The following is a 22,225-nucleotide window of genomic DNA, read 5'->3' on the forward strand; positions in this document are numbered from 1 at the left end:
CCTGTGTGGCAGGCCCTGGCCGGGGGTGGTCGCGGTCACAGCACCTTCGCGAAGCACCGACTGTCGTCATGGAAGCGGTAGTACCCGAACTTCACGCAGGGCTCGTAGCCGCTGGACGTGTAGAGGGCGATGGCCTCCGGCTGCTTGGTGCCGGTTTCCAGGACCATGCGGGTGCGGCCGGCCGCGCGGGCGTTCTCCTCCAGGGCGGCCAGCATGCGGCGGGCGAGGCCCAGGCCGCGGGCCTGTTCGATCACGTACATGCGCTTGAGCTCGGCGTCGCCGTCCTCGTTGCCCTCGCCGTTGGCGTCCTGGGAGCGCCAGCCGCCGGTGGCGACGGGGTCGTCGTTGGCGTCGTACGCGATCAGGTACAGGCCGTTCGGGGGTTCGAAGTCCGTCGGGTCCAGGGTCGTGGCGTCGCCGCCGTCGCCGTAGCGGACGTGGTACTCCGCCTGAACCTGGTCGCTCAGCTTCACGGCGTCGGGGTGGTCGAAGGGGACGGTGCGTATGTTCATGCGAAAACTCGTATGCCTACTCGTGAGCTCGTAAGGGGTATCCGGACTCCGTCCAGTGTGCCGGTATCGTGCCGGAGTGCTCACTGTGACCTCAGTAAATGTCAACGGACTGCGGGCCGCCGCGAAGAAGGGCTTCGTGGAGTGGCTCGCCGGGACCTCCGCCGATGTGCTCTGTCTGCAGGAGGTGCGGGCCGAGCCGGAGCAGCTGCCGGAGCACGTCCGCACCCCCGAGGGCTGGCATGTCGTGCACGCCCCGGCCGCCGCCAAGGGCCGCGCCGGCGTCTCCCTCTACACCCGCCGCGAGCCGGACCGCGTCCAAGTCGGCTTCGGGTCGGCCGAGTTCGACGGGAGCGGCCGGTACGTCGAGGCCGACCTTCCCGGGGTCACCGTCGCGAGCCTGTACCTGCCCTCCGGCGAGGTCGGCACCGAGCGGCAGGACGAGAAGGTGCGCTTCATGGGCGAGTTTCTCGTCCATCTGAAGGAGCTGCGCGCGCGGGCCGCCGCCGACGGGCGCGAGGTCGTCGTCTGCGGCGACTGGAACATCGCCCACCAGCCCGCCGACCTCAAGAACTGGCGCGCCAACCAGAAGAACTCCGGCTTCCTGCCGGAGGAGAGGGAGTGGCTCGGCAGCGTCCTCGACGCCAAGGGCGGTGGGTACGTGGATGTCGTCCGCGCGCTTCATCCTGACGTCGAGGGGCCGTACTCCTGGTGGTCCTACCGCGGGCGCGCGTTCGACAACGACAGCGGATGGCGGATCGACTACCACGTCTCGACGCCCGGGCTCGCCGCCAAGGCGGTCAAGGGGTACGTCGAGCGCGCGGCCACGCATGACGAGCGCTGGTCGGACCACGCGCCCGTGACGGTGGTCTACGACCTCTGAGGTCCCTGACCGCCGCCTCCGGCCTGGAGCCGGCGGTCCATCGCCATCGAGAGTTCCGCTTCTACGACGCTCTTCGCCAGCGGGCGCAGTCGTTGCAGGTCCTCCGTCGTGCGGCCGCCCTGTGTCAGCACCATGTCCGCGAAGAGTTCCGCGAGGGCGTCCGTGTGTGCGCGGACGCGGCGGCCCGCGCTGAGGACGTCGGCGAGGGGGATGCCCTCGTGGACCAGCGCGGCCGTGACGTCGAGGAGGCGGCGGCTGATGTGGACGATCTCGCCGCCGTCGGTGCCGAGGTAGCCGAGTTCGAGCGAGGCGGCGAAGTTCTCCGGGGTGGCCTGGTCGCCGAAGTAGTCGGCGAGGGCCTCCGGGGTGAGCCGGACCGGGGTCTCCTCGGTCGGCGCGCCCAGCCCCAGCAGCTCGCCGACGTTGCGGCCGTGGTCGAAGGCCTCCGCCAGTTCCGCGATGCCGTTGAGGGTGTGGCCGCGCTCCAGCAGCGCCGAGATCGTGCGCAGGCGGGCCAGGTGGGTCTCGTCGTACCAGGCGATACGGCCTTCCCGGCGCGGCGGGTGGATGAGTTTGCGCTCGCGGTAGAAGCGCAGGGTGCGCACCGTGATGCCGGCCTCCTCGGCCAGCTCCTCCATGCGGTACTCGCGCTTCTGTTCTGCCTTCTCCGCCACGCCCGCACCCTACGTCGTACCCTCGGTAACTTTCCGCCTCCCGCCCCCTACCCATGAGTACGGAGCTGCTCTACGCTCCGATTGCGCCAGTGTTCACTGGCGCGGTTGCGTGACCGTAGGGAAGGACAGGGGATGACCGAACGCGAGCATGTGCGGGTGGCGGTGATCGGGTCCGGGTTCGGTGGGCTGGGGGCCGCGGTGCGGTTGCGGCGCGAGGGCGTCACCGACTTCGTCGTCCTGGAGCGCGCCGACAGCGTGGGCGGGACCTGGCGGGACAACAGCTATCCCGGCTGCGCCTGCGACGTACCGTCGCATCTGTACTCGTTCTCCTTCGCGCCGAACGCCGACTGGCCGCGCACCTTCTCCCGGCGGGAGCACATCCGCGCCTACCTGGAGAACGTCGCCGACGTCTTCCGGCTCCGGCCGCACATCCGCTTCAACTCCGAGGTCAAGATGATGACTTGGGACGCGGAGCGGCTGCGCTGGGACATCGAGACCACCGGCGGCTCCTACTCCGCCGACCTCGTCGTCTCCGCCACCGGGCCGCTCTCCGACCCCAAGATCCCGGACATCCCGGGGCTCGACTCCTTCCCCGGCAAGGTCTTCCACTCGGCCCGCTGGGACCACGACTACGACCTGCGCGGCAAGCGCGTCGCCATGGTCGGCACCGGCGCCTCCGCGATCCAGATCGTGCCGGCGATCCAGCCCGACGTGCGGCGCCTCACCCTCTTCCAGCGCACCCCGCCCTGGGTGATGCCCCGCGTCGACCGCCCCATCAGCGGCGCCGAACGCGCCCTGCACCGCGCGCTGCCCTTCACCACCAAGGCGCGGCGGGGACTCCTGTGGGGCATAAGGGAGTTGCAGACGCAGGCCTTCACCAAGCGGCCCAACGAGCTTGTCCTGGTGGAGCAGTTGGCCAAGCGGAACATGGCCCACTCCATCAAGGACCCGGCTCTGCGCGCCAAACTCACCCCCGACTACCGCATCGGCTGCAAGCGCATCCTGCTCTCCCGCACCTACTATCCCGCCCTCGCCCAGCCCAATGTCGACGTCGTGGCAAGCGGGTTGAGTGAGGTCCGCGGCTCGACCGTCGTCGCCGCCGACGGCACCGAGGCCGAGGTCGACGCGATCGTCTTCGGTACGGGCTTCCACGTCACGGACATGCCGATCGCCCAACGGGTCGTCGGCGCGGAAGGGCGCACGCTGGCCGAGGCGTGGCAGGGCGGAATGCAGGCGCTACGGGGGTCCTCGGCGGCCGGGTTCCCGAACTGGGTGAGCGTCATCGGGCCCAACACCGGTCTCGGGACCTCCTCCATGATCTTCATTATCGAGTCCCAGCTGAACTATCTCGCCGACTACATCCGGCAGTTGGACGTCCTGGGTGGCCGCGTCGCCCTCGATGCCCGGCCGAGCGCGGTGAGCGCGTGGAACCGGCGTGTGCAGGAACGGATGAAGCGGACTGTGTGGAACACCGGCGGCTGCACCAGCTGGTACATGGACGCCTCCGGCCTCAACACCACCATCTGGCCCGGCACCACGGCCGAATTCCGCAAGGCCACAAGGAGAGTTGACCTCACGGAGTACGAGGTCGTACGGGTTTCTGCCGACAAGAAGGCGGAGACAGCGACGGAGACAGTAACGGAGACGGAGGTGGCCAGCGCGTGAGTCGTCTTATGCACGCCTCGTCCGGGCCGTACGCCCCGCCCGTCCCCGCCCGCGAGCTCACCGTCACCTCCGCCGACGGCTCCCGGCTGCACGTCGAGGTGCACGGACCCGAGGACGCGCCCGCCGTCGTCCTCTCGCACGGCTGGTCCTGTTCCACGGCCTTCTGGGCCGCGCAGGTACGGGACTTGGCGGCCGATCACCGCGTCATCGTCTACGACCAACGGGGGCACGGGCGCAGTCCGGTGGCCGTCGCGCACAGTACCGACGCGCTCGCCGACGACCTGGAAGCCGTACTGGAGGAGACGCTCGCGCCCGGGGAGAAGGTGGTGATCGCGGGGCACTCCATGGGCGGGATGACCGTGCTGGCGGCTGCCGGGCGGGCGCGGTTCCGGGAGCACGCGGTGGCCGTTCTGCTGTGCAGTACGGGGAGTTCGCGGCTGGTCGACGAGTCGCTCGTGGTGCCGTTGCGGGCCGGGCGGATGCGGACCCGGCTGACCCGGAAGATACTGGGGACGCGGGCACCGCTCGGGCCGGTCACGCCGGTCGCGCGGCGGATCCTCAAGTACGGGACGATGGGCCCCGGTTCGGCCCCGCACATGGTCGAGGCGTGCGCGCGGATCGTGCACGCGTGTCCTGCGCCGGTGCGGTACGCGTGGTCGCGGGTGCTTGACACGCTCGATCTCGACGGCGGCGTACGGGAGTTGGCGGTTCCGACGGCCGTCCTCGTCGGTACGGCGGATCGGATGACGCCGCCGGTGCATGCGCGGGCGCTGGTCGCCGCGTTGCCCAACTGCATCGGGATCAACGAACTTCCCGGGCTCGGTCATATGACGCCCGTCGAGGCGCCGGAGCTGGTCAGCGCGAGGATTCGTGAACTGGCCGCGACGTACGTGCAGTTCAGTCAGGGCGATCAGGTCAAGGAGGGCGCATGAGCAGCAGGGCCAGTCTGGAAGGGCAGGTCGCGGTCGTGACCGGGGCCGCGCGGGGCGTCGGTGAGTTGCTGGCCCGCAAACTCTCCGCGCGCGGGGCCAAGTTGGCGCTCGTCGGGCTGGAACCGGATGCGCTGAAGCAGGTCTCCGAGCGGCTGCACACCGACAGCGATCACTGGTACGCCGATGTCACCGATCACGAGGCGATGGCTCGGGTGGCGGGTGAGGTCAAGGAGCGGTTCGGGAAGGTCGACATCGTCGTCGCCAACGCGGGTGTCGCGAGTGGTGGGCCTTTTCTCGACTCCGATCCGGTCGCCTGGCGGCGGGTGATCGAGGTCAATCTGATCGGGTCCGCGGTGACCGCGCGGGCGTTTCTGCCGGTGCTGATGGAGAGCCGGGGGTATCTGCTGCAGATCGCCTCGCTGGCCGCGATCACTCCGGCGCCGATGATGACCGCGTACTGCGCGTCCAAGGCCGGGGTCGAGGCGTACGCGCACAGCCTGCGGGCCGAGGTCGGTTACAAGGGGGTGCGGGTCGGGGTCGGGTATCTGTCGTGGACCGACACGGACATGGTGCGCGGGGCTGATCAGGACGCGGTCATGCGGGAGTTGAGGGAGCGGTTGCCCTGGCCGTCGAACAAGACGTATCCGCTGGGGCCGGCCGTGGATCGGATCGTTGCCGGGATCGAGCGGCGGTCCAGTCATGTGTACGGGCAGTGGTGGTTGCGGGGGATGCAGGGGGTGCGGGGGTATCTGCCGGGGGTCATCGGGTCGGTGGGGCAGCGGGAGATGCGGCGGTTCGGGTCTCGGTTGGAGGGGATGCGGTCGGGGCTTGTGGGGGCGGGTGGGGCGGCGGACGAAGCGGCTCGGGCTGCGGCGCGTGTCACGGAGGGTGACTGATCGAAATGCGGTGTTTGTCCTGGCGTGTGAATCTGGTCGAGGCCCCAGCAAGGGGCCCACAAGTCCCCCCTCAGTACGGGAGTGAACCCACATGGGTATGAAGGACCAGTTCCAGGACAAGGCCAAGGACCTCGCTGACAAGGCCAAGGACCGTATGGACCAGGGCAAGGACCAGGCGCGGGACCGGGGTCAGCAGCGGGACGAGGACGTTGAGCGTTCGGGTCAGGGGCAGGGTCAGGGTGCGCGGGAGCGTATGGACCAGGAGATGGACCAGGACTACGACGTGTAGTTGAGGTCTGTTTGCGTGGGGCGCCCTGTGTTTGGGGGCGCCCCACGTTTCGTTGTCGGGTGCGGGGCGGTGGGGGCTGGGCGCGCCCACGCGGCGGAGCCGCAAATAGATACAGCCCCGCGCCCCTAAAAGAAAGGGAGTTGGCCCCCTCCCCTCTCAAGAACGCGGCGGTAGCTTCGGCCTGCTGCGGTCCGGCACCGCGCTGTAGTCCGGCGGGGTTGCCGCTGGGTGGAGAGCCAGTAGATCCAGGGCCAGCCTGATCGCGTCGTCCAGCTGCGCATGTCGCCCCTCCGCCCAGTCCAGCGGTGTGCGGAGGATCTCCAAGTCTGGGGTCACGCCCCTGTTTTCCACCGACCAGCCGTACGCGTCGAACCAGGCGGCGTTCATCGGGACCGTGATCACCGTGCCGTCGCCGAGTTGGTGGCGGCCGGTCATGCCGACCACTCCGCCCCAGGTGCGTTGGCCTACCACCGGGCCGAGTTTGAGGAGCTTGAAGGCGGCGGTGATCATGTCGCCGTCCGAGGATGTCGCCTCGTCGGCCAGGGCAACCACCGGACCCCTGGGGGCATTTGACGCGTACGACACCGGTTGGGCGTTGCGGGTCAGGTCCCAGCCGAGGATCGTGCGGGTCAGTTTCTCCACCACCAGCTCGCTGATGTGGCCGCCCGCGTTGCCGCGTACGTCGACGATGAGGGCCGGGCGGGACACCTCAAGGCGTAGGTCGCGGTTGAACTGGGCCCAGCCGGAGCCGCCCATGTCGGGGATGTGGAGGTAGCCGCAGTGGCCGCCGCTCAACTCCCGTACCACCGCCCGGCGTTTGGCCACCCAGTCCTGGTAGCGGAGGGGGCGTTCGTCGATGAGGGGGACCACGGCGACTCGGCGGGCCCTGCCTTCGCCCTCCGCCGGGGTGAAGGTCAGCTCGACCGTTGTGCCGCCCGCGCCTGCCAACAGGGGGTAGGGGCCGGTGAGTTCGTCCACCGGGCGGCCGTCCACGTGGGTCAGGATCGCGCCCTCCCGGATGCCCGTGCCGGCCAGCGGGGAGCGGGCCTTGGAGTCCGAGGACTCGCCGGGGAGGATGCGGGCCACCGTCCAACCACCCTCCCTGCGCACGAAGTTGGCGCCCAGCAGACCTTGTCGGCGCTGGTAGTGGGGCGGGCCCTCGTTGCGGCGGGACGCGGTGACGTAGGCGTGGGACGTGCCCAACTCGCCCAGGACTTCCCGGAGCAGGTCCGCGAAGTCGTCGGGGGACGCCACCCGTTCGACCAGCGGGCGGTACTGGTCCAGGACCCCGGTCCAGTCGATGCCGCACATCTGCGGGTCCCAGTAGTACGCGCGGATCAGGCGGCCCGCCTCCTCGTACGACTGGCGCCACTCGGCGGGCGGGTCCACCTCGTGGAGGATGCGGCGGAGGTCGATCCAGACCGTCGAGTCGCTGTCACCGGACTCGGTGGAGGGGACCGCTCGTAGTTCGTCCTCGTCGACCACGACGAGTCGTGTGCCGTCTCCGCTCACCGCGAACCAGTCCAAGTGGTCCACGAGTTCGGACTTCTTCGCCTTGCTGATGTTGAAGTACTCGAGGGTCGGCCGGCCGCTGGTGTCGTCCGGGTTGGCGAAGGTCTCGCCCAGCGCGCCCGAGATCGGCCAGCGCAGCCAGACCAGTCCGCCGCCCGAAACCGGGTACAGCGCCGAGTACTTGGAGGCGGAGACGGGGAAGGGCGTCACCCTGTTCTCCAGTCCTTCCACCTCCACCGTCACCGCGCCGTCCGCGCCCTCGTCGTCCTCCGCCGCGTCCAGGCCACCGGCGGCCGGGCGGCCCTCCGGGGTCAGCGCGAAGGGGGAGGGCGTGGCCGAGGAGAGCGGGACCAGGTAGGGGCGGCAGCCGAGCGGGAAGGAGAGGTCGCCGGTGTGGACGTCGTAGACCGGGTCGAAGCCGCGCCAGGAGAGGAAGGCGAGGTAGCGGCCGTCCCGTGTGAAGACCGGATTCTCGTCCTCGAAGCGGCCGTTGGTGACGTCGACGATCAAACGGTCCTTTATGCGGGCCATCTTGATCTGGCGGAGCGAGCGGCCGATGCCCGGGTGGGACCAGGTCAGCCAGCTGCCGTCGGGGGAGAAGGCGAGGTCGCAGACCGGGCCGTTGATCGAGCAGATCAGCTCCGTCACCTCACCGTTCGTCTCCTCCGTGGCGTCGAGGAGCAGGAGCCGTCCGTCGTGCGCGGCGATCGCCAGGCGCTCGCCCGCCGTGTCGGACACCAGCTCCAGTACGCGGCCCACCTCGCCGGAGGCGAGTCGGCGGGGCTCGCGGTCGCCGGTGGCGCGGGGGAGGTAGGCGATCTCGATCGCGTCCTCGCCGTCCGCGTCCGTGACGTAGGCGACCTGTCCGCCGGAGCCGAGCATCTCGGGGAGACGGACCCGTACGCCCGGGGTGTCGGTGATGGTCCTGGCCGGGCCGTCGCGGTGGGTGAGCCAGTACAGGCTGCCGCGTACGACGACGGCGCTCGCGCGGCCCGTCTCGTCGACCGAGATGCCGTCCACGTGCTGGGCGGCGGGGACTTGGTACGTACGGCGGCCCGCGCGCGGCCCGCTCAACTGCACGTCCAGCTTGCGGGGGACCGATGTCGGGGAGAGGTCGTCGACGATCCACAGGTCACCGGCGCACTGGTACACGACCCGGGTGCCGTCGCTCGCCGCGTGCCGGGCGTAGAAGGCGTCGTGGTCGGTGTGGCGCCGCAGATCGGAGCCGTCGTAGGAACAGGAATAGAGGTTGCCGATGCCCTCGTGGTCGGAGAGGAAGGCGATGCGGCCGTCGACGAACATGGGGGAATGGAGGTGGCCTTCGAGGTCGGCCAGCAGGCGGCGGCCGTGCAGCCAGAGGCGGCCCATCGCGCCGCCGCGGTAGCGCTTCCAGGCGGCCGGTTCGTGCGGCGGGGTGCCGGTGAGGAGCAGGGTCTGGAGTTCGCCGGCTACGTCGGCGAGCTGGATGTCGGAGACCGGGCCCCAGGGGAGCCGGCCGCCGGGTTCGCCGTCGGTGGGGACCTTGTGGGCCCAGGTGAAGTACGAGAACGGCTCGCCGTGCGAGGCGACGGCGAGGATGTCGCCGTCCGGGGTCCAGCCGCAGACCTGGGTGTCGGCGCTGCCCCAGTACGTGAGCCGGCGGCCGGGACCGCCCTCGACCGGCGCGAGATGGATCTCCGGGACCAGGCTGTGCCAGGTCGTGTACGCGATATGGCGGCCGTCGGGGGAGAAGCGGGGGTGACCGACCTTCGTACGGTCGACGGTGAGGCGCCAGGCGCGGCCCCTGCCGTCGAGAGGGGCCAGCCAGAGGTCGTCCTCGGCCACGAAGCTCAGGAGGTCGCCACTGAGGTGCGGCAGGCGCAGATAGCTCACCTCCCTATGCTTTTCCGGGGGACGGACCAGAGCAACTTATGAAAAATCGCCGGGCTGGCTCAGCGCGTGACCCGACGGCGACCCGTTGGGTGACTCTCCACACGTACGAAACGGTTTCGTTTCGTTGGAAGGTGCGCTACATTCATGACTAAGCGAGGCGGTACGAAACCGTCTCGTTCGGATCCGGAGAGGTGAGTGGCATGACTGAAGTCGCAACGGCGCGTCGCAGTCGCATCACACCCGAGCGCGAGGCCGAGCTGTACGCGGCCGTGCTCGACCTGCTCCGGGAAGTCGGCTACGACGCCCTGACCATGGACGCCGTGGCGGCCCGCACCAAGTCCAGCAAGGCGACGCTCTACCGCCAGTGGGGCGGCAAGGCCGAGCTGGTGGCCAAAGCGGTGCGGCACAACAAGCCGGGCGCATCGGCCGCCGCCGTCGACACCGGTTCGCTCAGGGGCGACTTCCACGCCCTCACGATGCGGTCGGACGACTGCGAGATGGAGCAGAACTCCGCGCTCATGCGGGGCCTGGCCATGGCGATGCACGGCAACCCGGACCTCCTCAAGGCGTTCCGGGAACACCTCGTCGAACCCGAGATGGCGGAGTTCCAGACGATGCTTCAGCGGGCGATCGACCGGGGTGAGGTCCGTGCCGACAACCCGGCGATCGAGTACATCGTGCACATGATGATCGGCGGGTTCGCCGCCCGCACCATGATCGACGAGCAGCCGCCCACCCAGGCCTTCCTGCTGTCGTACATCGACGCCGTGGTGCTCCCCGCACTGGGCGCACCGGTACCCACCACCTGATTCACCCACCCCTGTAGTCACCCTGCACGCCCACCTGACGTAACCGCTCACGTCGTCGGGCCGATCACCCGTGTCCCCAACCGGTTGATCACCCCTGCCCCGAAGAACCCCACGACCTGACCGGGAGTACGCCCTCGTGGCCACGTTCCTCTACAAAGTCGGCCGTCTCGCCTTCAGGCGACGGCACTACGTCGCCCTCCTATGGATCGCGCTGCTGACCCTCGCGGGAGTCGGCGCGGCCAACGCGCCCGCAGCGGGCTCCACCTCCTTCTCCATACCCGGGACCGAGGCCCAGAAGGCCTTCGACCTGCTGGACCAGCGCTTCCCCGGCTCCAGTTCGGACGGCGGCACCGCGCGCGTCGTCTTCAAGGCGCCGAGCGGCGAGAAGATGATCGACGCCGGCAACAAGGCGACCGTCGAGAAGACGGTGAAGGAGCTGGCCGACGGCTCCGAAGTCGTCTCCGTCACCGACCCGTTCACCACGAACGCCGTGAGCAAGGACGGGACGGTCGCCTACACCTCGGTGAAGTACGACGTCGCCGGCATGGAACTCAAGGACGCCAGCAAGGACGCCCTGGAGGACGCCGCGGCCGAGGCCCGGGCCACCGGGCTGACCGTCGACGTCGGCGGTGACGCGCTCCAGGCCGCCGCGGAGATGGGCGTCGGCGAGATCATCGGTATCGCCCTGGCCGCCGTTGTCCTCGTCATCACCCTGGGCTCGCTGGTCTCGGCCGGCCTGCCGCTGCTGACGGCGCTCATCGGGGTGGGGATCGGCGTCTCGACGATCACGGCCCTGGCGAAGACGCTGGACCTGGGCTCGACGACCTCGACGCTGGCGATGATGATCGGCCTCGCCGTCGGCATCGACTACGCGCTGTTCATCGTGTCCCGCTACCGGGCCGAACTGGCCGAGGGCCGCGAACGCGAGGACGCGGCCGGGCGGGCCGTCGGCACCGCGGGTTCGGCGGTGGTCTTCGCCGGCCTCACGGTCGTCATCGCGCTGGCCGGTCTCGCGGTCGTCAACGTGCCGATGCTGACCAAGATGGGTGTCGCGGCGGCGGGCACGGTCGTGGTCGCGGTGTTCATCGCGCTGACCATGATCCCGGCGCTGCTCGGCTACGCGGGCCGCAGGATCAAGCCCACCGGCGAGAAGGCCAAGTGGCTGGGCGGCGGCAGCGCCAAGGAAGCGGCCAAGGCGGCCAGGCCGAACATGGGCACCCGCTGGGCGAGCTTCGTCGTACGGCGTCCCGCGGCCGTCCTGATCCTCAGCGTGCTCGGCCTCGGCGCGATCGCGCTGCCGGCCAGCCAGCTCCAGCTGGGTCTGCCCGACGACAGCTCGCAGCCGACGTCCACCACCCAGCGACGGGCCTACGACCTCCTCGCGGAGGGCTTCGGCCCCGGCTTCAACGGCCCGCTGATGATCGTCGTGGACGCCAAGAACAGCGACGCGCCCAAGGCCGCCGTCACCACGGTGACCGACAAGATCAAGAGCCTCGACGACGTGGTCTCGGTCAGTCCGGCCATGTTCAACAAGGCCGGCGACACCGCGACGATCACCGTCGTGCCCGACTCCAAGCCGTCGTCGGTCACCACCGAGGACCTGGTGCACTCCATCCGTGACGAGGGCGCCGGCATCAAGGCCGACACGGACGCGCAGGTGCTGGTCACCGGCACCACGGCGATGAACATCGACTTCTCGCAGAAGCTCAACGACGCCCTGATCCCGTACCTGGCCTTGGTCGTCGGTCTGGCCTTCCTCCTCCTGATCGTGGTCTTCCGCTCGATCCTGGTCCCGCTGAAGGCGGCCCTCGGCTTCCTGCTCAGCGTGCTCGCCTCGCTCGGCGCTGTCGTCGCCGTCTTCCAGTGGGGCTGGCTGTCGGGCCTGATCGGCGTGGAGGAGACCGGTCCGATCATGTCGATGATGCCGATCTTCCTGGTGGGCGTGGTCTTCGGCCTGGCGATGGACTACGAGGTGTTCCTCGTGACCCGGATGCGTGAGGCGTACGTCCATGGCGAGAAGCCCAGCCAGGCCGTCGTCACCGGGTTCAGGCACGGTGCGCGGGTCGTCACCGCGGCGGCGGTCATCATGATGGCGGTCTTCGCGGGCTTCATCACCTCCAGCGAGTCCATGGTCAAGATGATCGGCTTCGGTCTGGCGGTCGCGGTCTTCTTCGACGCGTTCGTGGTCCGCATGGCGATCGTCCCCGCGGTGCTGGCCCTGCTCGGCAAGCGGGCATGGTGGCTCCCGGAGTGGCTGAACCGGATCCTCCCCAACGTGGACGTCGAGGGCGAGGGCCTGCGCGAGCTGGACTCCAAGAACTCGGATCCCGACGAGGACCGGGAGTTGGTCCGGGCCTGAGGCGGCTGCCGCGAGGCACTGAGGCATCGGGCAACTGATCTGCCGCGTCACCGAGTTCGGGTGGCGCGGCAGTTCGCGTCAGTGACGGAGGGACCGCTCCGGACCGCGCGGATGTCAGTGGGCCGGACTAGCGTGTTGGGCATGACCACACTCACAGAACGCCCCAACACCGCACTCCTCGTGATCGACGTCCAGGTCGGTGTCGTGGCCGACGCGTACGAGCGTGACGCGGTCGTCGCCAACATCTCCGCGCTCGTCGACAGGGCTCGCGAGGAAGGCGTCCAGGTTGTCTGGGTCCAGCACTCCGACGAGGAGGTGCCGGCAGGCAGCAAGGACTGGGAGTACGTCCCCGAACTCCACCTCTGGGACGGCGAGCCCCTCGTCCCCAAGCACTACCCCGACTCCTTCGAGGACACCTCCCTCGAAGAAGTGCTGGCAGCCGCCCAGGTCGGCCGCCTGGTGGTGGCGGGCGCGTCCACCGACGCGTGCATCCGCTCCACGCTCCACGGCGCGTTCGTACGCGGCTACGACGTGACCCTCGTCGGCGACGCCCACACCACGTCGGACCTGAGCAAGTGGGGTGCGCCGCCGCCGGAGCAGGTCATCGCGCACACGAACCTGTACTGGAAGTACCACACGGCACCGGGTCGTACGGCGGGAGTCGAGGAGACGAAGGACGTGGCACTCGGAGGCTGAACCCCACTCTTCACTCACGTCCTCACCTCGGCCCAGACCGTCTTGCGCGGGCGCGGCCCCGGGGTGACACCCCAACGGTCGGCCAGGGCATCCACGAGAAGCAGCCCCCGCCCCGATTCACCACACGGGTCTGCCCGTTGAAGCCGGGGCAGTTGGTCGCCGCGCGTGTCCGACACCTCGATACGGAGGGTTCCGGCGACGACGTACAGGGTCAGCCGGAAGTCGCGGCCGGTTACGCGTCCGTGGGTCGATGCGTTGGCGGCGAGCTCGGCGACGATTTGGGTTGCTCGGTCCAACGGGACGTCCCAGGCGCGGAGTTGCTCCGTGGCGAGGAGCCGGGCGAGACGTGCGCCTCTGGGGGTGGGGGACAGGAGGACGGTGAAGTTGGGAGGGGCGGCGATTTCTTGATTCATGTCACTCAGCGTGGCGGGGTTTGCTTCCCTGGGTGAGTGATGGCGTCGGTGCGTAGCGTTACTGTCTCGGCTTTGTCCCGCGTTGTCTCGGCAGTCTCGGAGGTTGTACGGGTACGGGTGCGCGATGGAGGTGGGGCATGAACGAGGTTGAGGACGAGGCCGGTTGGGATGTCGAACCGGGGGACGAGATCGAGCCGTTGGTGCAGGCGGTCGGTCGGATGCTCAGGGTTTTCCGGGAGCTGGCGGGGCTACGGGTGGCCGACGTGGCAGTCGCCATGGGCTACGGCGAGGACATGATCCGGAAGATAGAGCGCGGGGTGCGGATTCCCAGGCCGGAGTTCCTGGACAGGGTCGATCAATTGGTGAACGCGGGCGGCCACTTGAGGGCGTTCATGGAGGACATGGAGAAGGCTCGGTACCCGAAGAAGGTGCGGGAGCTGAAGGAGTTGGAAGACCGGGCCGTTGAGGTGCTGGTCTACAACAACCACAACCTGCATGGCCTCTTGCAGACGCCGGAGTACGCGCGAGCGCTGTTCGGGATGGTGCTGCCCCCGTACTCCACGGACGAGGTGGAGCGAGGGATCGCCGGACGTATGGCGAGGAAGGCGATCTTCGAGCGCGACCCGGCGCCGATGCTCATGTTCATCCAGGAACAGGTGACGCTGGAACGGCCTTACGGTGGGGCGGCCGTGCTGCGTCGACAGCTCCAACACCTGCTGGAGGTAGGACAGTTGCGGAATGTCTCGCTTCAGATCATGCCCACCGACAGCCAAGAGCACGGCGGGGTGCACGGCATGATCCAGGTGATGAAGTTCGCTGACGGCTCGGCGGTCGGGCGTTCCGACGGCGCGTTCAACGGTCGGCCGGTCTCAAACCCCAAGGATCTTCGTATCCTGGAAATGCGGCATGGGATGATCCGGTCGCAGGCTCTCACGCCCAGGGAGTCGCTGGCCTTCATCGAGCAAGCGCTGGGGAGACTATGAATACGCCAGAACTCCACTGGTTCAAGAGCAGCTACAGCGACAGCGGCGATATCAACGACTGCGTTGAGGTAGCTGTAGCCCCCGCCGCCACGATCCGCATCCGCGACTCGAAGAACAAGCTGGGTGCGCAGCTCGCTCTCTCCGCTCCCGTTTGGGGCGAGTTCGTCACGTTCGTTTCGAAGTGAACGTCGGGCCGCCCGCTTCTTTGTGAGTGTCGGGCTTCCGCGCCCCGAGTAAAGGGCGCTACGCGTCGCCTGCGGCGATTCCGCTGCGCTCCACCCTTGACTCGGTGCACTCCAGCCCGTCTTAGAAGCGAGCGGGCGGCCCCGAGGGGTGGGTGGCCCAGCCATGAACGCCCTTGCCTGTACTGGGTTGTGGGCCGGTGCGTGGGGGCGCGCTCGCGTCTCGTCTGCACGCCGGGCGGGCTCAGCGGCTACGGCCCGGAGGGGACTTGAGCAACAGACAACGACCCCGACCCGCCCCCCGACCCCCGATCCGAACTCCGTCAGCCTGTGGATCGGCCCTCCCCGGGGGACCCGGTCCGCAGAAATGTGACAGTCCCGGGTAGAAGTGTCACATTTCCCCGAACCCACCTACCGCCCGGCCCTGTTCCTGTTCCCGCCGTGGCGCCCTGCCCCCGGCTTCCCGCAACCCCCACCCGGGGCTGGCCGCTGAGCCGAGGTGGCGTGCTGGCGAGACGGCAGCGCGCACCCTCCACACCGGGCGGCAACACAGTTCAGGCAAGGGGATGCGTGCCTGGCCACCCGTTCCTCCGGGCCGCTCGCTCGCTTCTGAAACGGGCTGGAGCGGGTCGAGTCAAGGGTGGAGCGCAGCGGAATCGGCGTAGCCGACGCGACCGCAGGGAGCGCCCTTTACTCGGGCCGTGGAAGCCCGACACTGGCTGAGAAGCGAGTGGCCCAACGTTCAGAACTCAGTCGCAGGCCCAGTACACCCGCCGCTACCGTGCCTCCATGACCTCGAACAACACCGAAGACGACAACTCCGGCGCCAACCCCCGATTCGCCGACACGCTACGGGAGTTGGGGCTCGCGGAGCTGGTCGGTCGTACTCGGCGCTTCCCGGACGCCACCCGCACCGCAGCCGAGGCCGCCGCAGCGATCGGGTGCGAGTTGAGTGAGATCTGCAAGTCCCTGATCTTCGCGGCGGACGGGATTCCGGTACTGGTGCTGATGGACGGAGCATCAAGGGTGGACCTGGAACTCGTCCGGCAGGAGCTCGGCGTAGAGAAGGTCACCCGGGCCAAGGCAGACGTCGTACGGGAGACGACCGGGTATGCCATCGGAGGCGTGCCGCCCTTTGGACACCGTACGAAGACACGGGTGTTGGCCGATCGGTCCCTGCTCGCGCACGACGTCGTGTGGGCCGCCGCAGGCAACCCGCACGCCGTATTTCCCATGGAGCCCAAGGAACTCGTCGCGCAGGCCGGTGCCACCCTCGTGGACGTGCGCGAGCAGACCGCGTGACTCCGGAGGTCGCCGCCGCAGTCCTTGTCGCCGCTGTCACCCACGCCTGTTGGAACGCCCTGGCCCACCAGATCACGGACAAACTGGTCGGCTTCACGCTGATCGCGGGCGGCGGGGCGCTGATCGGGTTGGCGCTGGCGCCGTTCGGAGGGTTCCCGGCGGCTGCGGCATGGCCGTACCTGATCGTGTCGGGCGTCATCCACGTCGTGTACTTCGCGCTGCTGATGAAGTCCTTCCGGCTGGGGGACTTCGGGCAGGCGTACCCCATCGCACGCGGCACAGCCCCCCTCCTCGTGACCGTACTGGCCGCCGTCTTCGCCCACGAGGTGCCCAACGCCTGGGCCGCCGCCGGTATCGCCCTGTCGTGCACAGGCCTGACCGGCGTCGCCCTGTGGGGAATGCGCGGCCGACGGCCCAACTGGCCCGCGATCGGGGCCGCGTTGGCGACGGGAGTGTCGATCGCCGCGTACACCGTCGTCGACGGGCTGGGCGTGCGCGCCTCGGGGTCCTCGCTCGGCTACATCGCCTGGCTGATGGCGATCGAGGGCCTGGCCATCCCGGTATACGCCCTGCACCGCTGGCGGGGTCAATTCATCGCGAAACTACGGCCGTTCGCCGCCGTCGGCTTCCTCGGCGCCGCCCTGTCCGTGACGGCGTACGGCCTCGTCCTGTGGGCCCAGACCCGCGCCGAACTCGCTCCCATCGCCGCCTTGCGCGAGTCGTCGATCATCGTCGGCGCGGCGATCGGGGCACTCTTCTTCAAGGAGCGTTTCGGAGCGCCCCGTATCGCCGCCGCAGGGCTCCTGGTCGTCGGCATCGGGCTGATGCTGCGCGCCGGTTAGGGCTGCCGTACCGCCACCGCGTCCACCTCCAACAGCATCCCGAGGAGGGCGAGGGACGCGACCCCGCTGAGGGTCTGGGTCGGTAGGCGGTCGCCGAAATTTGCGTGCAGGGCCTTGCCCAGGCGGACCACGGGTACGAACTGGGCACGTTTCGGCTCGCCAGTGTCCTGAGTCGTTAGTTCGCGTGCGGTCGTAGAGTGGGGCGGTGTCTGGGTGGAACAAGAACCCCAGGCCGTTCGTCTGGACGAAGACCGCCGACGACATCCTCGACACCCTTGCCGCGTACTGCACACGAATGAACAACTCAGGACAATAAATCCTAGACAAGGGTGTACCTGTTGAACGGTGTTCCAGATCTTGGGCCCATGCCCCAGCGGGTCACCATCAGTGCCGAACAGGCAGGGCGGCTCGTGGCCGAACAGTTCCCACAATGGGCCGCACTACCTGTGACGGCTGTGGAGAACGGCGGCTGGGACAACCGGACCTTCCACTTGGGCGACAACATGTCGCTCCGCCTGCCCAGCGCGGAGGAGTACGCCTTGGCCGTGGAGAAGGAACACCGTTGGCTACCCGAACTGGCACCCGCTCTCCCGCTGCCGATCCCGGTGCCGCTGGCGAAGGGGAGCCCTGGTGCGACCTACCCGTTCGCGTGGTCGGTCTACAGGTGGATCGACGGCACGCCCGCGACGTTCGAGTCCGTCGTCGACCCGATCCGCTTCGCCGAGGAACTGGCCGACTTCGTCGCCGCGTTGCAGAGCATCGATGCCTTGGAGGGGCCACAGCCTGGCAAGCACAACTGGTTTCGTGGAGCAACGCTGCGGACCTACGAGGCGCAGGCGCTCGGTGCGCTGGACGAGCTGCGCGGCCACATCGACGTCGCGCCGGCACGCGAGTTGTGGGCTCAGTCGCTCGATGCGCAGTGGGACGGGGCCGACGTCTGGTTCCACGGCGACCTCGCGCAGGGAAACCTGCTCCTTGAGGACGGACAGCTCACCGCCGTCATCGACTTCGGTACGTGTGGCGTGGGAGACCCCGCTTGCGACCTCGCGATCGCGTGGACCTTGCTCTCGGCCGACGGCCGCGGCTTGTTCCGGAAGCGGCTCGGCGTCGACGATGCGACATGGGCGCGCGGACGCGGCTGGGCCCTGTGGAAGACGCTCGTCTCGTGCGCCAACAGCCTGGGCGAGGACGGCGCTGACGCCCGTAACGCGCGACGCGTGCTCTCAGAGATCCTCGCTGATCGAGGCTGAGGGGTCATAGGGGCGGGCGGACCCGCCGCGGCCACCGCCTGAGAGGCGGTCTGCTTGCGCAACCAGCCCCGCAGCACCCGGTGTTCATGATCGGACAACTCCGGCGGCAACGGCTTCGGACCAGGCACCGCCCCACTCTGCAACCGCAAGCGAACTAACGACTCAGGACACTAGGCGGTCTCGACCGACCTCACCTCAAGTTCTCCTCAGAACATTGATCACGTGGTTGTCGCGTACATGACCTTCGCATGGCGTTCACGTACTTGATCGCCACGGGGGCGGTCCACCAGAAAGGTGTCACGTGGGCATCGGGAAATGGCGCGCTTCGACCGGCGCTGCCATCGCGGCAGTGCTTCTCTGTTTCGGGAGCATGGGGACTGCCGTCGCTGAAGAGTTGCCGTCTGACGGAGCGGCCGTCACAGACGACACGGCTATCTCCGCGGACCAAACTACAGACGTCAATGACAGACAGGGCTGGGAGGACGATGCTGATCAGCCGCTCAGCGTTGACGCGCCGTCTGTGTGTGACCAACCGTCGACGTGGTACAGCATCACCTCCAACAAGTCGTACCAAATTCCTTCTTGGTGGAACGGCACAAAGTTCAAGGACGGCCCGGGCGGCACCATGGCCGTATCTGTGACCAAGAGCGGCACCATCTCGGCTGAAATCGCGGGCAGCATCGAGTTCTCGACCAACGCCATCATCGCGAAGGCCAAGACTCAGGTGAGCGCCAAGGTCGGCGCGAGTGTCACCATCGCCACTGGGCACAACTACACCCACGACATCAGCCACAACAAGTACGGCCATCTGCAGTATGGTGCGTGGGGCTTCAAGCTGACTTGGAAGAAGTACCGATCGGCTGGCGTCTGTGGCGCCGTCGAAATAGGTCACGGTACGGCGACGGTGCCTACGTCCGAGACCGGCTGGCGCTACTGGGAAACATCGTCATGACCTCTGTGAGTACGCGGGCGCGGTTTGTTGGATGTGCTGTGGTGGCGTCGGCATTCCTGCTCACCTCGTGCACGTCCGGCAGCGACCATGGCGAGGCTGCCGGCTCATCGTCGCCTGCACCCAGCACTTCTCGTACCGGAGTCGGGTCGTCCGAGACCAAGCTGACCAAACAGGTCCAGGACGCTCTTGATGCTGTACGCAGTGGCACGCTGGTGGAGGCAGGCACGGAACGCGTGACCGATGGCATCCACACTGAACCCGGTCTGAGTGAGGGGAAGTCATACCGGCTGAACCTCACATGCGTCGGCAGCGGCAGCGCACAGGTGAAGTTCACGCCGACGATCAAGGGTGCCAAGACCACGGTGCCGTGTGATCAGTCGGTGGTGGAGCAGCGGATTGCCGCACCTAAGTCGTTGCGCATCGACGTCGACGGTGCCAAGGGGGCCACCGGCGTGATCGGTTGGCAGATCGACGCCACCTGATCTAGGCACGTACATGAGCGCCCCAGCGTGCGTGACCGCTGGGGCGCCCATGTATTCCGATGCGTGTCCCATCCGGCCCGAGCAGAAGATCCTGCACCAAATCCGCGGCCTGGGAAGTCAGCCACGGCTCGTGCCTCAGGGCGTCGGCGAGGTCCAGGCCATGCACGGCGACCTCAACCACACGCGTGAGCAGGAACTCCGACAGGAGCATGGGTCGCCGTGCCGCGTGCGAACCACACACCCCTCGGGCTGGGCCCGGCACAGTCGGTCCACCTGCTGCCATGTGTCGTTGAAGTCATCGGCGAGTGCGGCACCGCTAAGCGGTTCGGCCGCATGATCTTGGGCCGGAGCGACCCGAGCGGCGTTGGTGTCCGGAGCGAAACGGTCGTAGGGCTGGTAATACTCCACTGCCGGGACCTCGGCATGGGTCGGTGCCGGCGCGGCCAACATGTCCGGCAGCCAGGCAATCACCACCCGGACGTGAGCCAGCAAGTCGCTCACTTTCCACGGTGCACACCGCGTCGGCAAGGGGCTCAGCGGCGGCCTTGCCGGTCCTCGTAGTTGACGAAGTAGCTCACGACTATGAGCAAGCCGAAGATCCCCACGGCGAAGGTGCCGAGGATCGTCCAGATCCCCTTGCCGTCCAACGCGGAACGCACCCCACCGGCGAGCCCGCCGACGGACATGCTCATGCCGAGGACGAGAAACCGAGATCCCCGAGGCTTCAGCCAGTGCCGCAGATCCGGACGGCGGCGCTCGCGTGTAGGTGGGCCGGCGGAGTGCGTCATGGGTATTTCACCTTTCCCGGTTCTGCTGGGGCGTCCACATGGGTGTCGTCCGGGGTCCTGGGCTGGTTGGGCGAGTAGTAGAAGTCGATCCCCGTCGCTACCGCAGCGACTGGCGCGCTGAATACTTTCTCTCCGAACTTGCCGATCGTGTTGATGAACGTGGGGCGATGGTGTTTCCCGCGTACGTCGCTCAGGAGCGCGCCCTTGGAGAGGTGTTTGCTGGCCTCGCCGCCGGCCGCCGAGGGAGCGCCGCCGATCAAGCCCTGTATCGCGCCGTTGATGTCTCCGTGCAGGAACGCCTCGCCACCACCCATCCAGGAGCGGTAACTGAGGAACTCGGCAACGGGCTTGATGGTGCCGCTGCCCCACTTGGCGGGCGGCGTGTACTCCTCCGAGTCCGTCTGGGTCTGCTGTGCCTGCCGGGCGTCGGTCCTCGCGTCCTTGAGGGAGCCGTAGTACGTGCTGCCGAACTCGTGCTTGTCCTTGGTGAGTTGCCACAGGCCCCAAGAACAGGTCGAGTCCGCTTCCGCTGCCCGGCCGAGTATGGCGTCGATGCGTCGCTGCAGGGCGTCGAAGTCGTCCTGCGTCACCACCACTTGGGGATCTCCGTGCGACATGCGCTGTGGCTGGACGCTACTGGTCAGCGTGCCGTCGGCGTGGATCGTGATGCCGGCAGGCGGATTCTCGCAGAGAACCTTCAGGTCGTTCCTCGCCGCCGTGATCTTGTCGTGCGCGGAACTCAGCAGGTTTCCGATGCTCTCCGCTTCAGTGACGGTGTCGGTGAACTCGTCCGACACCCGGACGACAAACGGCTTGGTGACGGAGGCGTTCTCGCCCTTCCACTCGGTGCCCTGGGCCAGGCTGCGCATGCTCCCGGCCTCCTTGGCGACCTTGTTCAGCAGCACCGCCATGGCAGCCCAGTCGTCGGCCGCCGACTGCAGAGCCGAGAGATTGACATGGAAGAGTTCTTCGAAAGTCGGCATCAGCCCCCTGCCGTTCCCGGCGTTGCCGCCGTCGATTTCCGAAGGGTTCCGATCCGCTTCGGAATCCCTGATCCCTACGCTGACCAGCCGTCACATGACGGGACCTTCCGCCTTCGGAACAAGGGGTGCGTCGGACTCCGAGGTGGACGACGGCACATCCAGGTACTCAGAGATCTTGGAGACCTGCATCTCCGCAGCAACGAACTGGTCATCCTGCTTCGACGACTTCACCGAGTAGTCGAGGTGGCTGGAGATCTGAGCGCAGGCGCCGAGCAGCACCTGAAGCTGCCCCTGCCAGCCCTCACCGGCCTTGGCCAGAGCGGCGCCCATGTCGAAGCCGTCGTTCTCCAGGCTCTTCGCGGCGGCCTCGGTGTGCGACTGCGCATGCTTGCCGGCGCTCGACAAGTGCTGGTGCAGCAGGAACGCGGCGTGGCCGATCTTCCCCATGTCGTCGGCCTTGACGATCAGGTCGGCGCCGACGGGCGACGGTCCGCCGGGATCCATGTCGGGCGCGCCGTCCAGCCGCATCGCGGCCTTCGCCTTCAACTCCGCCCACTCCTGATCGAACGGCATGCTTTCACGCCCCCGTTGTCGTGGATCGAACAAGGCTATCCCTGAGGACATATCAGAGATCGCCGGCGGTGATAGGAGGGCGTTAAGAAGAGTGCGGCCACCGTCAGCGAGCTGCGTAACTCACCACTCCCGTTCTTTCCGACTGGTCCAGCGGGTTCGGCCTGATGCCCACCCTGCCAGTGTTGAACCCCCTGCTCTTCGTCCTTGGTGTGGGAGATCCGGCAGTAGATCGCCGCCGCCGTGCTGCTCGTGGCCGGGATCGGGCTTATGTTGCGGGCTGGTTGACCGTTCCTTCACCCGGCTTGCCGACGACTTGACGATCCGTTCCCCGCGCGTTCAGACGGCTGTCTGTGTGTGTGATGTGTGGTGCCCCTAGGGT

General features: G+C 68.2%; 23 protein-coding genes and 1 pseudogene. 15 read left to right on the forward strand and 9 right to left on the reverse strand.

The window, feature by feature from the left end; genetic code table 11:
- Positions 1-35: 35 nt before the first annotated feature.
- Positions 36-512, reverse strand: a complete 477-nt coding sequence (locus SPR02S_RS13380) for a GNAT family N-acetyltransferase (RefSeq protein ID WP_019057475.1) — start codon at positions 510-512, stop codon at positions 36-38.
- 76 nt (positions 513-588) lie between these two features.
- On the opposite strand from SPR02S_RS13380, the gene SPR02S_RS13385 reads away from it, so the two are divergent.
- Positions 589-1,392 (forward strand): exodeoxyribonuclease III, encoded by an 804-nt coding sequence (locus SPR02S_RS13385; RefSeq protein ID WP_026150497.1) that lies wholly within the window; start codon positions 589-591, stop codon positions 1,390-1,392.
- On the opposite strand, the gene SPR02S_RS13390 is transcribed toward SPR02S_RS13385, so the two are convergent.
- Entirely contained in the window at positions 1,380-2,066 is a 687-nt protein-coding gene (locus SPR02S_RS13390; protein ID WP_019057477.1) for a MerR family transcriptional regulator, read from the reverse strand. The genes SPR02S_RS13385 and SPR02S_RS13390 overlap by 13 nt on opposite strands.
- A 132-nt stretch (positions 2,067-2,198) precedes the next feature.
- On the opposite strand from SPR02S_RS13390, the gene SPR02S_RS55665 reads away from it, so the two are divergent.
- From SPR02S_RS55665 to SPR02S_RS13410, 4 genes are all read left to right on the forward strand, one after another.
- Positions 2,199-3,731, forward strand: coding sequence for a flavin-containing monooxygenase (locus SPR02S_RS55665; protein ID WP_019057478.1), 1,533 nt, complete (start codon positions 2,199-2,201; stop codon positions 3,729-3,731).
- On the forward strand, positions 3,728-4,663 hold the full coding sequence (locus tag SPR02S_RS13400) for an alpha/beta fold hydrolase (RefSeq protein ID WP_026150498.1): 936 nt from the start codon (positions 3,728-3,730) through the stop codon (positions 4,661-4,663). Before SPR02S_RS55665 ends, SPR02S_RS13400 begins: the two co-directional genes overlap by 4 nt.
- On the forward strand, positions 4,660-5,559 hold the full coding sequence (locus SPR02S_RS13405) for an SDR family oxidoreductase (RefSeq protein ID WP_019057480.1): 900 nt from the start codon (positions 4,660-4,662) through the stop codon (positions 5,557-5,559). Before SPR02S_RS13400 ends, SPR02S_RS13405 begins: the two co-directional genes overlap by 4 nt.
- A gap of 91 nt (positions 5,560-5,650) precedes the next feature.
- Complete coding sequence (locus tag SPR02S_RS13410; RefSeq protein WP_019057481.1) at positions 5,651-5,848, forward strand: hypothetical protein; 198 nt, start codon at positions 5,651-5,653, stop codon at positions 5,846-5,848.
- Positions 5,849-6,004: 156 nt separating this feature from the next.
- Here the strand turns inward: SPR02S_RS13410 and SPR02S_RS13415 are convergent, their stop codons facing one another.
- On the reverse strand, positions 6,005-9,232 hold the full coding sequence (locus SPR02S_RS13415; protein WP_019057482.1) for a S41 family peptidase: 3,228 nt from the start codon (positions 9,230-9,232) through the stop codon (positions 6,005-6,007).
- Between the two features lie 200 nt (positions 9,233-9,432).
- Here SPR02S_RS13415 and SPR02S_RS13420 point away from each other — a divergent pair, with 200 nt between their 5' ends.
- The 3 genes from SPR02S_RS13420 (at position 9,433) to SPR02S_RS13430 (ending at position 13,096) form a co-directional block, all read left to right on the forward strand.
- A complete protein-coding gene (locus SPR02S_RS13420; RefSeq protein WP_019057483.1) occupies positions 9,433-10,041 on the forward strand; it encodes a TetR/AcrR family transcriptional regulator in 609 nt (202 codons plus the stop codon).
- A gap of 136 nt (positions 10,042-10,177) precedes the next feature.
- Positions 10,178-12,400 carry an MMPL family transporter gene (locus SPR02S_RS13425; RefSeq protein ID WP_019057484.1) on the forward strand — a complete coding sequence of 741 codons (2,223 nt, stop codon included), beginning with the start codon at positions 10,178-10,180 and terminating at the stop codon, positions 12,398-12,400.
- A gap of 141 nt (positions 12,401-12,541) precedes the next feature.
- Positions 12,542-13,096 carry an isochorismatase family protein gene (locus tag SPR02S_RS13430; protein ID WP_019057485.1) on the forward strand — a complete coding sequence of 185 codons (555 nt, stop codon included), beginning with the start codon at positions 12,542-12,544 and terminating at the stop codon, positions 13,094-13,096.
- Between the two features lie 14 nt (positions 13,097-13,110).
- Here SPR02S_RS13430 and SPR02S_RS13435 read toward each other — a convergent pair whose 3' ends face one another.
- Positions 13,111-13,509, reverse strand: coding sequence for an ATP-binding protein (locus SPR02S_RS13435; RefSeq protein WP_019057486.1), 399 nt, complete (start codon positions 13,507-13,509; stop codon positions 13,111-13,113).
- A gap of 137 nt (positions 13,510-13,646) precedes the next feature.
- Here SPR02S_RS13435 and SPR02S_RS13440 point away from each other — a divergent pair, with 137 nt between their 5' ends.
- The 4 genes from SPR02S_RS13440 to SPR02S_RS13455 all read left to right on the forward strand — a co-directional run bounded on the left by SPR02S_RS13440 (position 13,647) and on the right by SPR02S_RS13455 (position 16,818).
- The gene (locus SPR02S_RS13440) at positions 13,647-14,492 is read left to right on the forward strand and encodes a helix-turn-helix domain-containing protein (protein WP_019057487.1); all 846 of its coding nucleotides are present in this window, start codon (positions 13,647-13,649) and stop codon (positions 14,490-14,492) included.
- Positions 14,489-14,677: a DUF397 domain-containing protein gene (locus SPR02S_RS13445; RefSeq protein WP_019057488.1), complete on the forward strand. Its 189-nt coding sequence runs from the start codon at positions 14,489-14,491 to the stop codon at positions 14,675-14,677. Before SPR02S_RS13440 ends, SPR02S_RS13445 begins: the two co-directional genes overlap by 4 nt.
- A gap of 786 nt (positions 14,678-15,463) precedes the next feature.
- Complete coding sequence (locus tag SPR02S_RS13450; RefSeq protein ID WP_019057489.1) at positions 15,464-15,976, forward strand: YbaK/EbsC family protein; 513 nt, start codon at positions 15,464-15,466, stop codon at positions 15,974-15,976.
- Positions 15,973-16,818 carry a DMT family transporter gene (locus SPR02S_RS13455; protein WP_019057490.1) on the forward strand — a complete coding sequence of 282 codons (846 nt, stop codon included), beginning with the start codon at positions 15,973-15,975 and terminating at the stop codon, positions 16,816-16,818. The genes SPR02S_RS13450 and SPR02S_RS13455 overlap by 4 nt, the downstream gene beginning before the upstream one ends.
- Here the strand turns inward: SPR02S_RS13455 and SPR02S_RS60110 are convergent.
- Positions 16,815-16,940: pseudogene (locus SPR02S_RS60110) on the reverse strand (RidA family protein); the annotation flags it as partial. The gene SPR02S_RS13455 and the pseudogene SPR02S_RS60110 overlap by 4 nt on opposite strands.
- Positions 16,941-17,183: 243 nt before the next feature.
- Here SPR02S_RS60110 and SPR02S_RS13465 point away from each other — a divergent pair.
- The 3 genes from SPR02S_RS13465 to SPR02S_RS64835 all read left to right on the forward strand — a co-directional run bounded on the left by SPR02S_RS13465 (position 17,184) and on the right by SPR02S_RS64835 (position 19,502).
- Positions 17,184-18,068: an aminoglycoside phosphotransferase family protein gene (locus SPR02S_RS13465; protein ID WP_019057492.1), complete on the forward strand. Its 885-nt coding sequence runs from the start codon at positions 17,184-17,186 to the stop codon at positions 18,066-18,068.
- Between the two features lie 301 nt (positions 18,069-18,369).
- Positions 18,370-19,020, forward strand: a complete 651-nt coding sequence (locus SPR02S_RS63005) for a hypothetical protein (RefSeq protein WP_158697810.1) — start codon at positions 18,370-18,372, stop codon at positions 19,018-19,020.
- A 41-nt stretch (positions 19,021-19,061) separates the two neighbouring features.
- Entirely contained in the window at positions 19,062-19,502 is a 441-nt protein-coding gene (locus tag SPR02S_RS64835) for a DUF6023 family protein (protein ID WP_245607559.1), read from the forward strand.
- A 135-nt stretch (positions 19,503-19,637) separates the two neighbouring features.
- Here SPR02S_RS64835 and SPR02S_RS64840 read toward each other — a convergent pair whose 3' ends face one another.
- The 4 genes from SPR02S_RS64840 to SPR02S_RS13495 form a co-directional block, all read right to left on the reverse strand.
- Positions 19,638-20,030, reverse strand: a complete 393-nt coding sequence (locus SPR02S_RS64840) for a maleylpyruvate isomerase N-terminal domain-containing protein (protein WP_245607560.1) — start codon at positions 20,028-20,030, stop codon at positions 19,638-19,640.
- A gap of 5 nt (positions 20,031-20,035) precedes the next feature.
- On the reverse strand, positions 20,036-20,290 hold the full coding sequence (locus tag SPR02S_RS63010; protein ID WP_052346974.1) for a hypothetical protein: 255 nt from the start codon (positions 20,288-20,290) through the stop codon (positions 20,036-20,038).
- Positions 20,287-21,273, reverse strand: a complete 987-nt coding sequence (locus tag SPR02S_RS13490; RefSeq protein ID WP_026150500.1) for a hypothetical protein — start codon at positions 21,271-21,273, stop codon at positions 20,287-20,289. Before SPR02S_RS13490 ends, SPR02S_RS63010 begins: the two co-directional genes overlap by 4 nt.
- 90 nt (positions 21,274-21,363) lie before the next feature.
- A complete protein-coding gene (locus SPR02S_RS13495; RefSeq protein WP_019057497.1) occupies positions 21,364-21,846 on the reverse strand; it encodes a hypothetical protein in 483 nt (160 codons plus the stop codon).
- Between the last annotated feature and the right edge of the window lie 379 nt (positions 21,847-22,225).

Source organism: Streptomyces prunicolor NBRC 13075 (genome assembly GCF_000367365.1).
In the GTDB taxonomy this organism is placed as follows: Bacteria; Actinomycetota; Actinomycetes; order Streptomycetales; family Streptomycetaceae; genus Streptomyces; species Streptomyces prunicolor.

Bases quoted from the DNA above. Each gene is read 5' to 3' on its own strand.
- SPR02S_RS13410 (WP_019057481.1), top strand. From the start codon at position 5,651: ATGGGTATGAAGGACCAGTTCCAGGACAAGGCCAAGGACCTCGCTGAC.
- SPR02S_RS13430 (WP_019057485.1), top strand. From the start codon at position 12,542: ATGACCACACTCACAGAACGCCCCAACACCGCACTCCTCGTGATCGAC.
- SPR02S_RS13435 (WP_019057486.1), bottom strand. From the start codon at position 13,509: ATGAATCAAGAAATCGCCGCCCCTCCCAACTTCACCGTCCTCCTGTCC.
- SPR02S_RS13405 (WP_019057480.1), top strand. From the start codon at position 4,660: ATGAGCAGCAGGGCCAGTCTGGAAGGGCAGGTCGCGGTCGTGACCGGG.
- SPR02S_RS13445 (WP_019057488.1), top strand. From the start codon at position 14,489: ATGAATACGCCAGAACTCCACTGGTTCAAGAGCAGCTACAGCGACAGC.
- SPR02S_RS13495 (WP_019057497.1), bottom strand. From the start codon at position 21,846: ATGCCGTTCGATCAGGAGTGGGCGGAGTTGAAGGCGAAGGCCGCGATG.
- SPR02S_RS13490 (WP_026150500.1), bottom strand. From the start codon at position 21,273: ATGCCGACTTTCGAAGAACTCTTCCATGTCAATCTCTCGGCTCTGCAG.
- SPR02S_RS13465 (WP_019057492.1), top strand. From the start codon at position 17,184: ATGCCCCAGCGGGTCACCATCAGTGCCGAACAGGCAGGGCGGCTCGTG.
- SPR02S_RS13380 (WP_019057475.1), bottom strand. From the start codon at position 512: ATGAACATACGCACCGTCCCCTTCGACCACCCCGACGCCGTGAAGCTG.
- SPR02S_RS13420 (WP_019057483.1), top strand. From the start codon at position 9,433: ATGACTGAAGTCGCAACGGCGCGTCGCAGTCGCATCACACCCGAGCGC.
- SPR02S_RS13440 (WP_019057487.1), top strand. From the start codon at position 13,647: ATGAACGAGGTTGAGGACGAGGCCGGTTGGGATGTCGAACCGGGGGAC.
- SPR02S_RS13450 (WP_019057489.1), top strand. From the start codon at position 15,464: ATGACCTCGAACAACACCGAAGACGACAACTCCGGCGCCAACCCCCGA.
- SPR02S_RS55665 (WP_019057478.1), top strand. From the start codon at position 2,199: ATGACCGAACGCGAGCATGTGCGGGTGGCGGTGATCGGGTCCGGGTTC.
- SPR02S_RS63010 (WP_052346974.1), bottom strand. From the start codon at position 20,290: ATGACGCACTCCGCCGGCCCACCTACACGCGAGCGCCGCCGTCCGGAT.